At 38.5% G+C, this 14,166-nt stretch carries 12 protein-coding genes; all 12 read right to left on the bottom strand.

What is annotated here, in order from left to right; all coding sequences use genetic code 11:
• Window positions 1-8: 8 nt before the first annotated feature.
• The 12 genes from MHH45_RS24410 to pyrR all read right to left on the bottom strand — a co-directional run bounded on the left by MHH45_RS24410 (window position 9) and on the right by pyrR (window position 14,016).
• Entirely contained in the window at window positions 9-875 is an 867-nt protein-coding gene (locus MHH45_RS24410) for a HesA/MoeB/ThiF family protein (protein ID WP_016116006.1), read from the bottom strand.
• Between the two features lie 13 nt (window positions 876-888).
• Window positions 889-1,737, bottom strand: a complete 849-nt coding sequence (locus MHH45_RS24405) for a HesA/MoeB/ThiF family protein (RefSeq protein ID WP_016116007.1) — start codon at window positions 1,735-1,737, stop codon at window positions 889-891.
• Window positions 1,738-2,380: 643 nt separating this feature from the next.
• Window positions 2,381-3,013 carry an orotate phosphoribosyltransferase gene (gene pyrE, locus MHH45_RS24400; RefSeq protein ID WP_016116008.1) on the bottom strand — a complete coding sequence of 211 codons (633 nt, stop codon included), beginning with the start codon at window positions 3,011-3,013 and terminating at the stop codon, window positions 2,381-2,383.
• Window positions 3,010-3,726, bottom strand: coding sequence for an orotidine-5'-phosphate decarboxylase (pyrF, locus tag MHH45_RS24395; protein ID WP_016116009.1), 717 nt, complete (start codon window positions 3,724-3,726; stop codon window positions 3,010-3,012). Before pyrF ends, pyrE begins: the two co-directional genes overlap by 4 nt.
• 2 nt (window positions 3,727-3,728) lie before the next feature.
• Window positions 3,729-4,640, bottom strand: coding sequence for a dihydroorotate oxidase B catalytic subunit (gene pyrD / locus MHH45_RS24390; protein ID WP_016116010.1), 912 nt, complete (start codon window positions 4,638-4,640; stop codon window positions 3,729-3,731).
• Window positions 4,637-5,416, bottom strand: coding sequence for a dihydroorotate oxidase B electron transfer subunit (pyrK, locus tag MHH45_RS24385; protein ID WP_016116011.1), 780 nt, complete (start codon window positions 5,414-5,416; stop codon window positions 4,637-4,639). Before pyrK ends, pyrD begins: the two co-directional genes overlap by 4 nt.
• Window positions 5,413-8,631 (bottom strand): carbamoyl-phosphate synthase large subunit, encoded by a 3,219-nt coding sequence (carB, locus tag MHH45_RS24380; RefSeq protein WP_016116012.1) that lies wholly within the window; start codon window positions 8,629-8,631, stop codon window positions 5,413-5,415. The genes pyrK and carB overlap by 4 nt, the downstream gene beginning before the upstream one ends.
• Entirely contained in the window at window positions 8,616-9,713 is a 1,098-nt protein-coding gene (locus MHH45_RS24375; protein WP_033671433.1) for a carbamoyl phosphate synthase small subunit, read from the bottom strand. Before MHH45_RS24375 ends, carB begins: the two co-directional genes overlap by 16 nt.
• Window positions 9,710-10,996, bottom strand: coding sequence for a dihydroorotase (pyrC, locus tag MHH45_RS24370; RefSeq protein ID WP_088093641.1), 1,287 nt, complete (start codon window positions 10,994-10,996; stop codon window positions 9,710-9,712). The genes MHH45_RS24375 and pyrC overlap by 4 nt, the downstream gene beginning before the upstream one ends.
• Window positions 10,980-11,894 carry an aspartate carbamoyltransferase gene (gene pyrB / locus MHH45_RS24365; protein ID WP_016116015.1) on the bottom strand — a complete coding sequence of 305 codons (915 nt, stop codon included), beginning with the start codon at window positions 11,892-11,894 and terminating at the stop codon, window positions 10,980-10,982. The genes pyrC and pyrB overlap by 17 nt, the downstream gene beginning before the upstream one ends.
• 148 nt (window positions 11,895-12,042) lie before the next feature.
• Window positions 12,043-13,326, bottom strand: a complete 1,284-nt coding sequence (gene uraA / locus MHH45_RS24360; RefSeq protein WP_016116016.1) for a uracil permease — start codon at window positions 13,324-13,326, stop codon at window positions 12,043-12,045.
• Between the two features lie 147 nt (window positions 13,327-13,473).
• The gene (pyrR, locus tag MHH45_RS24355) at window positions 13,474-14,016 is read right to left on the bottom strand and encodes a bifunctional pyrimidine operon transcriptional regulator/uracil phosphoribosyltransferase (protein ID WP_001156487.1); all 543 of its coding nucleotides are present in this window, start codon (window positions 14,014-14,016) and stop codon (window positions 13,474-13,476) included.
• Window positions 14,017-14,166 lie beyond the last annotated feature (150 nt).

The raw sequence follows: 14,166 nt of genomic DNA, 5'->3' as shown, positions 1-14,166 counted from the left end.
TCTCTCATCTATAGTGTGGTATAGTCCCAACTACCATTTTCCGGTATAGAGACTTGTACCATATTCTGGTTTGCAAAGTTAATTTGAATTAAATTTGGACTTATTACAGGTCTTAACTCTTCTCGATTTATCATAAATTTAAATGCTTCAAAGCTTGCTAGAATGCCTACTATATTCGCAACGGGAGACAATACAGCCCATGGACGATCTTTTTGTACATAACTGCTTGCCCATTTCTCATCCGCGCCATATGTAACGGAATGAAGAGCACGTCCATCTTTTAATTCATGAATTTTATTTTGCATTTCTGGTGTTAGCTCTTGTTGATAAGACGGATATCCTAACGCAATTTCATAGGGCGTAGAGTTAGGAGTTAAAGACATGACGCCACCTCTAAAGGGGGGTGTAACTGCAATCCAAATAGAAGGGATTCCTAGTTTCTGAGCTGTACGATGGATAATTACTCTCGCTACTAAATTGTCAGTTGCATCTATAATGACATCTGCATTCGTTAGAAGTTCTAATGCATTGTCCTCGGTAACAAATTCTTTTGTTATCTCTATTTGTAATAATGGATTAATGTCTTGCAAAACTTCTAAAGCGACCTCTGCTTTTTGCTGTCCTAATTTACTGATGGAACTTAGCATTTGTCGATTGATATTGCTTGCTTCAAATACATCTTGATCAATAACATGTAAAGAACCTACACCCATTCGCGCCAATTGAATGAGTGTAATTCCTCCTACTCCCCCTGCTCCAACTACAGTAACGCGAGCATTTTTTAATTTTTCTTGCTCCTCTACAGAAATGACGCCAATATTTCGCGTGAAACTTTCTTCATATATATTTTGCGTATTTTTATTTTTTGTTAACAAATTATTTTCCTCCTTACAGTGTTGTATAATCCCAACCATCTTTTGGTGCATTTTTTACTTGGACGGGGTTCTGGCTATTTACATCAATAACAATCCCTTTTGGAGCTCTCGCTAGCGGTTCACGACCAGTTAACACTTGGATTGCTTCATGAAAGCTAAATAATGACAATAGATGGGCACGCATCGGCGTGATAATCCATCCTGCTTTTCCATCACAAAAATCTTGTGCCCACTCTTTTGGTGCCCCTTTTTCTACAGAATACCAAGCTCGACTTTTCTTTATATCCGCAATTTGTTGTCTTAATTCGTGATTTGTTAATTTACCTCCTACAATAGATACATTCAAGGCTTCCTCATAAGGAATTCCAGTTGGAAAAAATGTAGAAACAAATCCTCTTGTAGGAGGACTACCTGACATCCCCACACTTGGTATACCTAATTCTCTAGCAGTTCTATGTATAATAACTCTTGAAGGCATGTCATCTACGGCTTCTAATACAATATCGTGCTCTTTTATAAGTTCGATTACATTATCTTCATCTACTCTTGTTTGTATAAAGTTTGTTGATATATAGGGATGTATATCTTTTACAACCTGTTCTGCAACTTTTGCTTTTGGTTCACCTATAACACTAGAAAGCGCTAACATTTGTCTGTTAATATTAGATATTTCAAATTCATCTGGATCAACGCCTGTAATATGCCCAATCCCCATCCGAGAGAAGAGAATTGCTTCATATCCACCTACACCCCCTAATCCAAAAATAATAACCTTCTTATTTCGAAGACATTCTTGTTCCTGTTCAGAATACACACCAATATTCTTCTTAACCATTTCCCAATAATATGAATCCATATCCATTTTGAAGTCTCCTTTATATATAGTAACCATTTCAAAAAAATAATTCCTGTATATAAAAATAGCCTAGAAGTATGTCTTTTTTGTGTGCTATTTGTAAAAAAATAGAAAAATATTAAATTCTTAGTTCTTTAACAAATGAATATCTCTCCATTTATTAAAGAACTAAATAAATATAGAAATTTTTTTTAGTTAACAGAAGATGTCTTCCGTTAACTTATTAAACTTAATATATATAATAGATACTTTTTACGGAACACAATTGAAGAAAGAAGGATGATGATGGATTTTAAGAATTGGTTAAAAAATGAAGAAAAACGAACGGAAATCGCACCGTTACAAAAAGAAAACGATTTTTGATGTTTTGGGTGTTATGTATTGTAAGATGTTACAAATACGAAAATCCACATAAAAATAAAAAAAAACCATTAAATAGTTTTTTTGTCATGCCCATTTTTAGTGTATTCATAGAGAATCAATAAAAATGCACTACCATATTACCTTTTAGTATGCTTAGCTTGATGGCGATGTGTCGGGACCTCATCTAGAATAATTGTTAGAATTACCAGGATAAGAGGATATTTATCTAACCATATTTTCTATAAAAAACACGACCGCGTTTCCCCCGCGGTCGTGTTTTTTATAATTAGGCTGTAATCCAAGCCTCATCAGCTGGATTTTTACGCCATTCTTGTAATTTTTTTGTTTCAGCTTGTCCGATCATACCTTTTTCTGCTGCCACTTCAGTTAATGCACTGTAGTCGCTTAGAGAATATGATGCTACGTTTGCTGCTGCTAGTTTTTCTTTTCCTGCTTCAAGCTCATACGTGAAGATTGATACGATTCCTAATACTTCACAGCCAGCTTCGCGAAGTGCTTCTACACAAGTAATTGCACTGCCGCCAGTTGAAATTAAGTCTTCTACTACTACTACTTTTTGACCTTTTTCTGCTTTTCCTTCAATCTGGTTCCCTTTACCATGACCTTTTGCTTTACTACGTACATAGCACATTGGTAAATCCATACGATCACTTACCCATGCAGCGTGCGCAATACCAGCAGTTGCTGTTCCTGCAATAACTTCTACAGTTGGGAAGTGTTCTTCGATTAACTTCTCTAATCCTGCCGCAATCGCTTGGCGTACTTTTGGATATGATAACGTTAAACGATTATCACAATAAATTGGTGATTTCATACCAGAAGACCATGTAAATGGATCATTTGGTTGTAAAAATACTGCGCCAATTTCTAATAGATGAGATGCGATTTCTTTTTTCATATTGTTACACCTTCCCACTGTTGTTTTACTGTTTTATACGCTTCAAGCGGATTTTCTGCCTTTGTAATACTACGTCCCACTACAATGTAACTTGAACCAAGTTCACGTGCACGCTTTGGCGTTGCTACGCGTACTTGATCATTAACATCATCGCTTGCAAGACGAATCCCCGGTGTTACTGTTACAAATGCAGGTCCGCATACTTCACGTAACTTTGGTACTTCTAGTGTCGAACATACAACACCATCAAGTCCACTTTCTTTCGTTAATTTTGCATAATGAGCAACCGCTTCTTCTAACGTTTTCTCAATACCAATCTCTTTTTTCATCATAGCTTCCGAAGTGCTTGTTAGTTGTGTAACTGCAATACAAATCGGTCTCTCTTTTCCTTCTTGCTTACCTTCCACTAATCCCTCAAGCGCAGCTTTCATCATGCTGCTTCCCCCAGCAGCATGAACATTTACCATATCAACATCTAGACTAGCTAGGCTGCGCATAGCGCTTTTTACTGTATTCGGAATATCATGGAGCTTTAAATCTAGAAAAATTTGATGCCCTTTTTCTTTTAAGTACGTAATGATAGCAGGTCCCTCTTTATAGAATAGCTCCATACCAACTTTGACAAATAACTGTTCCCCTTCAAAGTGGCTTAAAAACTGTTCTACCTCTGCCTTACCTGGAAAATCCAGTGCAACGATTAAAGACTGTGACATGTTTATTTCCAGCTCCTTCCCTGACATTCCGAAATGTGATCAAATCCTAATTCATCTAATAACGCTGGTAATTCTTCAATAATTGTTGGACATACGAACGGATCAACAAAGTTCGCTGTACCAACTGCAACTGCGCTTGCACCAGCGTAGAAGAACTCAATTACATCTTCTGCTGATTCAATACCGCCCATTCCGATAATCGGAATGTTAACCGCTTGACTCACTTCATGTACCATACGAATCGCCACTGGCTTAATTGCAGGTCCTGATAGTCCGCCTGTACGGTTTGCTAAAATGGGTTTTGCTGTTTTTAAATCTAGACGCATACCAAGCAATGTATTAATCATCGTTAATCCGTCCGCACCTGCATTTTCAATTGCCTTCGCAATCTCTACAATGTTTGCCACGTTCGGTGACAATTTCACATATACCGGTACTTCAGAAACCTCTTTTACTCGCTTCGTTAAATCAGCAGCAATTTCTGGGACAGTACCAAAAGCAATACCACCCGTTTTTACGTTTGGACAAGAAATATTTAATTCTAGCGCATGAACATTTGGTGCTTTTGAAATTTCCTTCGCAACCGCTACGTAATCCTCAGCTTGTGAACCAGCAACGTTTGCAATAATCGGAAGATCAAATTGCTCGAGAAAAGGTAATTCAGAATTCATTACCTTTTCTAATCCAGGATTTTGAAGCCCGATTGCATTTAGCATTCCGCCTGGTGTTTCAGCAACACGAGGCGTTGGGTTTCCATAACGAGGCTGTTCTGTCGTCGCTTTAATCATAATTGATCCAAGTACACTTAAATCATAGAACTGTGCATACTCACGACCAAATCCGAAGCAACCAGATGCTGGGATGATTGGATTTTTTAATGATAACCCCGGTAATTCAACTTGCAATCTGTTCATAGTACAACCTCCCCGATTGGAAATACTGGTCCATCGCTACACACCTTCTTGTAAGAATGTCCACTCGGATCTGCTTGCAAATGACATACACATGCGAAACATGCTCCGATGCCACAGCCCATGCGTTCTTCTAATGAAATGTAGGCTTTTCTCTCTTTATAGCGTCCTTCTAATGCACGAAGCATCGCTAAAGGTCCACATGAGTATAGAATGTCAAAGTCAATTCCATAGCTATCAATTACATCTGTTACAAACCCTTTTGTACCGTGTGTACCATCAACTGTTGCAACATACGTATCACCAAGTTCTGCGAATTTCTCTTCATAGAAGACAACATCTTTCGTCTGGAAACCTAAGATGTGAATAACGCGTACTCCCTTTGCTACAAGACGCTGTGACAATTCGTATAGTGGTGGTACACCAATTCCCCCGCCAACTAATAGAGCCGTTTGCCCAGATTCCGCTTCTTCTATAGGAAATCCATGACCAAGTGGTCCTAACACATCTACAAGTTCACCTTGTTTTCTTTTTGCTAATGTTTTTGTTCCTTGTCCTTCCGCACGATATAGCATTGTAAATTCGTTCTTGTCTTGATCGACATTACAAATACTAATTGGGCGGCGCAGAAGGGGCGTAATGCCCTCTGCTACCTTAATGTGTACAAACTGCCCTGGTTCGTTCATTTGCTGTACAAGATCACCTTGAAGCACTAATTCGTAAATGTTTTTTGCGATTTCTGTTTGATTAACGACGATCATATTTTGCTTTTGCATCATGCATGTACCACCTCGTGGCGCTCTGTTGGCGCGATTTCTTTCATTGCGTGAGCTGAGAATGTCATGGATTCTAATACTCTCAAGATTGCTCGTGTTGTATCAAGAGATGTTAAGCAAGCTACTCCATTCTCTACAGACTCACGGCGAATGCGGAAACCATCACGCGCTGGTTGTTTTCCTTTTGTTAATGTGTTGATAACAAACTGCGCTTTCCCTTGACGAATAATATCAAGTAAGTTGTAGTCTTCAGAATCAATTTTGTTTACAACTTGCACTGGAATGTTTTGTTCTGTTAATGATTGTGCTGTTCCAGCTGTCGCTAATAAGTTATAACCGATTTCATGGAAGCGTTTTGCAATTTCCATCGCTTCTTCTTTGTCTTTATCAGCTACAGTAATGATTACTGATCCGTGCGTTGGAATATTAATTCCAGAAGCAACAAGTCCTTTATATAATGCTTTTTCAAGCGTTAAATCTTTACCCATTACTTCCCCTGTTGATTTCATTTCAGGTCCTAATGTTGTATCAACTGAGCGTAGTTTCGCAAATGAGAATACTGGAGCTTTTACGTATACTTCCTTCTCTTCTGGGCGATAGCCAGTTTCAAAACCTTGCTCTACTAGGTTTTGACCTAAAATAACTTTCGTTGCGATATTTGCCATCGGCACGCCTGTAATTTTACTTAAGAATGGTACAGTACGGCTCGCACGTGGGTTTACTTCAATTACATACACTTCATCTTTGAATACTACAAACTGGATATTTAGTAATCCAACAATGTTTAATCCTCGTCCAAGTGCAATTGTATTTTCAATAATTTGCTCTTTCAGTTTTGCAGATAAGCTTTGTGGTGGATATACTCCAATTGAGTCACCAGAGTGAACCCCAGCGCGTTCAATATGTTCCATAATACCTGGAATGAACACATTTTCACCGTCTGAAATTGCATCTACTTCAATTTCTTTACCAACCATGTAACGGTCAATTAATACTGGGTGATCTGCATGAACTTTAACCGCGTTCTTCATATAGTGCAGCAGTTCTTCTTGACGATATACGATTTCCATCGCACGTCCACCTAGTACGTAGGATGGTCTTACTAATACTGGATAACCAATTTTGTCAGCGATTGCTACCGCTTGCTCTACAGTCGTTGCTGTTTTACCAACTGGTTGCGGGATACCAAGCTGTGTTAAAGCTGCTTCAAACTTATCACGATCTTCTGCACGGTCTAAATCTTCAAGTGATGTTCCTAAGATTTTCACACCGTGTTCTTCTAATTTAGCAGCTAAGTTAATTGCCGTTTGTCCACCGAATTGGACGATAACACCTTCTGGCTTTTCTAAATCGATAATGTGCATTACATCTTCGATTGTTAATGGTTCAAAATATAATTTGTCAGAAATACTGAAGTCTGTTGAAACTGTTTCTGGGTTGTTATTAACAATGATTGCCTCATATCCAGCTTCTTTAATTGCCCATACAGAGTGAACTGTTGCATAGTCAAACTCAACACCTTGACCGATGCGGATTGGACCAGATCCTAGTACGACTACACTCTTACGATCTGTTACAATCGATTCATTCTCATCACCATATGTGCTGTAGTAGTATGGTGTTGCAGATTCAAACTCTGCCGCACAAGTATCTACCATTTTATAAACAGGAGTCATATTGCTTTCTTTACGCATATCGTAAATTTCACGCTCTGTTTTGTTCCAAGCAGCTGCGATGTAATGGTCACTGAAGCCCATTTCTTTCGCAGATTGTAATACTTCCATAATTCCTACATTTTCTTTTACTTTGCGTTCCATATTTACGATGTTTTCAACTTTTTGTAAGAAGAAAAAGTCCATTTCACACCATGAGTTAATTTCTTCTTTCGTTACACCTTGACGGATTGCTTCTGCTACAACAAACAGACGCTCATCATCAGCTTTTATAATACGTTTTTTCATTGTCTCTTTATCAAGCTCTTTTAAATGCTCTAACTCTAAGTGATAAATGCCAAGCTCTAAAGAACGAACCGCTTTTAATAATGATTCCTCTAAGTTACGCCCGATTGACATAACTTCACCAGTTGCCTTCATTTGTGTACCAAGTGTTCTGTTTGCTGATTCAAACTTATCAAATGGCCAACGTGGAATTTTTGAAACAACATAGTCTAATGCTGGCTCGAAGCAAGCGTATGTTTTTTGTGTTACTGGGTTTACAATTTCATCTAATGTTAAACCAACTGCAATTTTTGCCGCTAGCTTCGCAATTGGATATCCAGTTGCTTTAGATGCTAGTGCAGACGAACGACTTACACGCGGATTTACTTCGATTACATAGTATTGGAAGCTATGTGGATCAAGTGCAAGCTGAACGTTACATCCACCTTCAATTCCTAATGCGCGAATAATTCTTAATGAAGTATTTCGTAACATTTGATACTCACGGTCACTTAATGTTTGGCTCGGTGCTACAACGATAGAATCACCTGTGTGAACCCCAACTGGATCGATATTTTCCATGTTACATACTACAATCGCGTTATCATTCGAATCACGCATTACTTCATATTCAATTTCCTTACAACCAGCAATACTCTTTTCTAATAAACATTGTGTTACTGGACTATGTTTTAATCCACCTGATACGATTTCAATTAGTTCTTCTTCATTACTACAGATTCCGCCACCTGTTCCCCCCATTGTAAATGCTGGGCGAACAATAACTGGATAACCAATTTCTTTTACAAATTCATGTGCTTCTTCTAGCGTATGAATAATGGTGCTAGATGGAATTGGTTCATTTAATTCCTGCATTAATGTACGGAATAAATCACGATCCTCCGCTTGCTCGATTGCTGATAATTTTGTTCCTAAAATTTCAACTCCGCACTCTTCAAGTATGCCTGATTTCGCAAGTTCAACAGCCATATTCAACCCTGTTTGACCACCTAATGTTGGTAGGATTGCATCTGGACGTTCTTTACGAATGATACGGCTTACGAATTCTAATGTTAATGGTTCTATATATACTTTATCTGCTGTTGCAGTATCTGTCATAATTGTTGCTGGGTTAGAGTTAACAAGGATTACTTTGTAACCTTCTTCTCTAAGAGATTGACAAGCTTGTGTACCAGAGTAATCAAACTCTGCTGCTTGCCCAATTACAATTGGTCCTGATCCGATTACTAAAATTGTGTTAATGTCTAGGCGTTTTGGCATAACTCTTCCCCTTCTTTCTTGAAGTTTTCAATCATTGCTAAGAAATCTTCGAATAAATCATTTGCATCTTCTGGTCCTGCTGAAGCTTCTGGATGGTATTGTACTGTAAATGCTGGGAACTTCTTATGACGAAGACCTTCTACTGTTCCGTCGTTTAAAGCAACATGCGTAATTTCAAGATCTGTATTTTTAACTGACTCTTCTTCTACTGCGTAACCATGGTTTTGAGAAGTGATTGCTACTTTTCCAGTTGCAAGGTGTTTTACTGGGTGATTTAAACCACGGTGACCGAATTTTAACTTACTTGTATTCGCACCAGATGCTAGAGCGAATAATTGATGGCCAAGGCAAATCCCGAATAAAGGTACTTTTCCGATGATTTCTTTTAACATTTCAATTGCTTCTGGTACATCTTTTGGATCCCCAGGCCCATTACTTAACATAATTCCATCTGGGCTAAGGCGTAAAATTTCTTGCGCCGTTGTATTGTAAGGTACAACAATTACATCACAATCACGTTTATTTAATTCTCGTAAAATACCGTGTTTCATACCGAAGTCTACAAGTACAACACGATGACCACGACCTGGACTTGGATATGGATCTTTTGTTGATACGCGTTTTACATGATCTGTAAAGACTGTCGCTTTTAATTGGCTAACGATGTATTCTACATTCGCATCCATGTTGCAAAGACGACCGCGTAACGTTCCATATTGACGGATTTTTCTTGTTAATTTTCTCGTATCAATTCCTGCTAATCCTGGAATATTTCTTTCTTTCAAGTAATCATTTAACGAAATTTCATTACGGAAGTTAGATGGGTGATCACAAATTTCGTTTACGATTAAACCATTTACAGATGGATGAATTGATTCGAAATCATCACGGTTAATGCCGTAGTTTCCGATTAATGGGTAAGTAAATGTTACAATTTGACCGCAGTATGATGGATCAGATAATGTTTCTTGATATCCAGTCATTCCAGTTGTAAATACAACCTCACCTGACTTTTCGATTTCTCCTCCGAAACCTTTTCCAATTAATACTGTTCCATCTTCTAAGATAAGTTGTCTGTTCATACTAATGCACTCTCCTTTTGCCATGCGATCTTACCACCAACGATTGTCATAATCGGCCAACCTTGGCATTTCCAGCCTGCGAATGGCGTGTTTTTCCCTTTTGATAAGAATGTTGTTGGATCAATCTCTTCCTCTTGTTCTAAATCCATAATTGTAATATCTGCTGCTCTTCCTTCTTTCAAGCGACCGGCTTCTAGACCAAATGTATCAGCTGGTTTTTCTGTTAAGAATTGAATTAATTGTTCTAATGTAATGATTCCTTTTTTCACAAGGTTTGTATATAGCAATGGGAATGCTGTTTCAAAACCAGTAATTCCAAATGGTGCTCTTTCAATCCCTTGTGCTTTTTCTTCTGCTGCATGCGGTGCATGATCTGTTGCGATTATATCGATTGTTCCATCTAATAATCCTTCAATTAATGCTTCGTGGTCTTCTTTTCCTCGAAGCGGCGGATTCATTTTAAAGTTTGGATCAGCCGATGGGATATCATCTTCACATAATACTAAGTGGTGCGGTGTTACTTCTGCTGTCACTTTAATTCCAGCACGTTTTGCATCACGAATCACTCGTACAGATCCTTTTGTACTTACGTGACATACGTGATAGTGGCAATCTGCCGCTTCCGCAAGTAATATGTCCCGGGCAATATGTACAGATTCACATACTGATGGGATACCGTTTAATCCGTGTTCCTTAGAAAACTTCCCTTCATGTACACAACCTTTATTAATTAGCGTATTTTCTTCACAGTGTGCAACGACTGCCATATTTAATTTTGCTGCACGTTTCATAGCAGCTAGCATCATGCTTGCATCTTGTACGCCTACTCCATCATCAGTAAACGCGAATGCTCCAAGTTCTTTTAATGTTTCAAAGTCTGTCATTTCAGAACCTGCTTGACGTACTGTAATTGCGCCATATGGCAGTACATTTACATGTGCTTTTTCTTTAATTCGTTTTTGCAAGTCTTCCATATGTTCTTTGCTGTCCGGTACTGGGCGTGTATTTGGCATTGCGCAAATTGTTGTAAATCCACCCTTTGCTGCTGCAAGCGTACCTGTTTCAATTGTTTCTTTATGTTCACCACCTGGTTCGCGAAGATGAACGTGTACATCTACTAATCCAGGTGCGATTAATTTTCCATTTACATCGATTACTTCAACATTATCTGCCTTAATATTTTCTGCTACTTTCGCAATTTTACCGTCTTGTACAAGAAGATCTGTTGCTACAATTTTTCCTTCTTCATTTAGATAACGTCCATTTTTAAACAAATAATTCATGTTTCATTCCTCCTAATACATTTGGTAATGCGCGTTTTAGTACAGCCATTCTTACGTAAACTCCGTTTTCCATCTGTTTGAAAATGCGGGAACGCTCACACTCAACGAGTTCGCTCGCAATTTCTACATCGCGGTTTACAGGAGCTGGATGCATAATAATGCTTCCTTGTTTCATACGTTTTTCTCGTTCAATTGTTAATCCGTGCTGTTCATGATACTCTTTCATGATGTCTGTTTCATAATGGTCATGACGCTCATGTTGCACACGAAGTAACATCATCACATCCACTTCTGGAACAAGTTCATCTAAACTTCTGTATGTTCCGAATGTGTTAGTTTCATCTTTCCACTCTTCTGGGCTAGCAAAGTAAATTGTTGCTCCTAATTTCGCTAATGCTTCAGCATTAGAGCGGGCTACTCGGCTATGGCGGATATCTCCAACAATTGCAATCTTTAATCCTTCGAAGCTTCCAAACTCTTGTTTAATTGTTAAAAGGTCTAGCAAGCATTGTGTTGGATGATTTCCACATCCATCTCCAGCATTTAGGATTGGAATATTTACTTTATCTTTTAGCTCATCGAAGTAGCGATCTTGCTGATGACGGATGACTACTGCTTTTGTTCCGATTGATTCTAGTGTTCTTATCGTATCGTATAATGTTTCTCCTTTTTGTACGCTAGAAGAATCTGCTGAGAAGTTTAATACGTCTAGTCCTAATCTCTTCTCGGCAACTTCGAAGCTAAACTTTGTTCTCGTACTATTTTCGAAAAATAAGTTCGCTACAAACGTTTGCTCTGTTGTTTTTTCACTTCTTCCATTTGCGAAATCTTCTGCGTCTTTTAGGATTTCTGAAATCTCTTCTTTCGATAATTCACTCATCGTTAACAAATGGCTCATTGTCATCCCTCATCTTTCTGATTTTTATGATAACACTTTTGTATTTATATAATAATAACTGCATAAAAATACCCTAATCGTATGAGACTAGGGTGCGAGAAAAAAGCCACCCTTTTCGGTCTCACAGGACTGAATTAAAAGGTTGTTTTTATGAAGCAATCTGCTTAGATTGTTGTTTCTGTTTCATTTCAGGTAACAGTAGATTTAACAGTACGCCAACGATTGCTGCAAGTGCCATTCCTTCTACTTGGAATGATTCTCCGACACGAAGTACCGCGCCACCAATCCCGATTACCAGAATCACTGATGCAATCATTAAGTTTCGTTTGTCGCTTAAGTCTGTTTTATCATCTACCATCATGCGTAAACCGCTTGATGCGATTACTCCAAAGAGTAAGATTGATACGCCCCCCATAACTGGTGTTGGAATCGAGTGAATCAGTGCGGAAATCTTACCAATAAATCCGAACATAATCGCGAAGACTGCTGATCCGATGAATAAGTATACACTGTAAGCTTTCGTAATTGCCAGTACACCTATGTTTTCACCGTATGTTGTATTTGGTGGTCCACCAATTACTGATGCGATTAATGTCGCTACACCATCTCCAAAAATCGAGCGATGTAACCCTGGTTTTTCAATTAAATCTCGATTAATAACATTTCCAAGTACGATTTGATGCCCGATATGTTCTGAAATTGTTACAAGTGCTACTGGCACCATTAAGAGTACAATCTTCCATGAAAACTCTGGCGTGTAAGTTACAAATGGTACGACAAAGTCTGGTACATCAAACCATTTCGCCTCAGCTACTGGCTTTAAGTCCACCAATCCTTGGAAGTAAGCGAAGATATATCCTCCGATAATCCCTAATAGAACTGGTATGATGCTGAAAAATCCTCTTCCGAATATAGAGCAAATGATTGTAATTGCTAGCGTTACTAATGCTACTGAGAAGTGTGTAACACTATACTTGCCACCTGCATCATTCATTGCCATATTCACTGCTGTGTGTGCTAATGCTAATCCGATAACCATTACAACTGGACCAACGACAATTGGTGGGAGTAACTTCATAATCCATGCTGATCCCGATTTCTTAATTCCAAGTGAAATTAAGATGTATACAAGTCCTGCTAGTAAACCTCCAAGCATTGCTGCTCCTGGCCCTCCTGCTGTCTTCGCCGTAATAATCGGTGCGATAAACGCGAATGATGAGCCTAGATATGCTGGTACTTGACCCTTTGTTATAAGAATAAACGCGAGTGTTCCTAATCCACTGGAGATTAAAGCTACTGATGGGTTCAGTCCTGTTAAAAACGGAACAAGTACTGTTGATCCAAACATCGCGAACAAATGTTGTATACTTAAAAATAACCATTTTCCGGGTTTCGGTACTTCATGAATGTCTAACACTGGCTTTTGCTCCATTGTTATATCCTCCTTCAGTTTAAAACTTTGCAATAAAAAAACTCTTTGCGCCCTATGCACAAAGAGTCCTATACTTTCGTATGTCAAATTTGACATACGAAAGTCAAGACCCTTTGGCAGCCTCACAGGACTACATTTAAAAGGGCTTTACTTATCGTATATACTTACTCGATCTTGCTGATCCGTCTCTTGCAAATCAACTTCAATACGTTCTTCACTTGATGTTGGAATGTTCTTTCCTACATAATCAGCACGAATTGGTAATTCACGATGACCTCTGTCTACAAGAACAGCTAGTTGGATTTGTGATGGTCTACCTAAATCCATAAGAGCATCCATCGCTGCTCGAACCGTTCTTCCTGTATACAATACATCATCCACAAGAATAACTTTTTTCTTCGTAATGTCCACAGGAATATCTGAACCTTTTACAAGCGGTTCTTTATTTTTTGATTGCAATGTTAAATCATCACGATATAGCGTAATGTCTAACTCGCCTACTTCTATTTCTTTTCCTTCAATTTGACCAATTCGTTCTGCTAAACGCTGTGCAATAAAAATCCCACGTGTTTTAATTCCGACAAGAACACAATTATCGACACCTTTATTACGTTCCACAATTTCATGACTGATGCGTGTTAAAGCGCGGCGAATCATTTGGTCATCTAAAACGACAGCTTTTTCTTGCATGCTCTACACCTCCAAGCTTTTTTCTTGCGTGAGAGGAATGGTATAAAAAAAGTCCTCTCAGCGTGTGCGAGAGGACTTTTGAAAAAAGGGTACAAGTATACCCTAAGTATTTCAAACCGTTACCTTCTCAACCTCACGGGGCTGTGTTAA

Source organism: Bacillus sp. FSL K6-0042 (genome assembly GCF_038006685.1).
In the GTDB taxonomy this organism is placed as follows: Bacteria; Bacillota; Bacilli; order Bacillales; family Bacillaceae_G; genus Bacillus_A; species Bacillus_A pseudomycoides.
Note: the sequence above shows the minus strand (reverse complement) of the source record. Positions and strands in the feature narration are given on the sequence as shown.

What these genes read in the sequence shown, in the direction of transcription:
- uraA (WP_016116016.1), bottom strand. Translation starts at nt 13,326, where the DNA reads ATGGAGCAAAAGCCAGTGTTAGACATTCATGAAGTACCGAAACCCGGA.
- pyrB (WP_016116015.1), bottom strand. Translation starts at nt 11,894, where the DNA reads ATGAGCCATTTGTTAACGATGAGTGAATTATCGAAAGAAGAGATTTCA.
- pyrC (WP_088093641.1), bottom strand. Translation starts at nt 10,996, where the DNA reads ATGAATTATTTGTTTAAAAATGGACGTTATCTAAATGAAGAAGGAAAA.
- pyrF (WP_016116009.1), bottom strand. Translation starts at nt 3,726, where the DNA reads ATGTCACAGTCTTTAATCGTTGCACTGGATTTTCCAGGTAAGGCAGAG.
- MHH45_RS24405 (WP_016116007.1), bottom strand. Translation starts at nt 1,737, where the DNA reads ATGGATATGGATTCATATTATTGGGAAATGGTTAAGAAGAATATTGGT.
- carB (WP_016116012.1), bottom strand. Translation starts at nt 8,631, where the DNA reads ATGCCAAAACGCCTAGACATTAACACAATTTTAGTAATCGGATCAGGA.
- pyrD (WP_016116010.1), bottom strand. Translation starts at nt 4,640, where the DNA reads ATGAACAGATTGCAAGTTGAATTACCGGGGTTATCATTAAAAAATCCA.
- pyrK (WP_016116011.1), bottom strand. Translation starts at nt 5,416, where the DNA reads ATGATGCAAAAGCAAAATATGATCGTCGTTAATCAAACAGAAATCGCA.
- pyrE (WP_016116008.1), bottom strand. Translation starts at nt 3,013, where the DNA reads ATGAAAAAAGAAATCGCATCTCATCTATTAGAAATTGGCGCAGTATTT.
- pyrR (WP_001156487.1), bottom strand. Translation starts at nt 14,016, where the DNA reads ATGCAAGAAAAAGCTGTCGTTTTAGATGACCAAATGATTCGCCGCGCT.
- MHH45_RS24375 (WP_033671433.1), bottom strand. Translation starts at nt 9,713, where the DNA reads ATGAACAGACAACTTATCTTAGAAGATGGAACAGTATTAATTGGAAAA.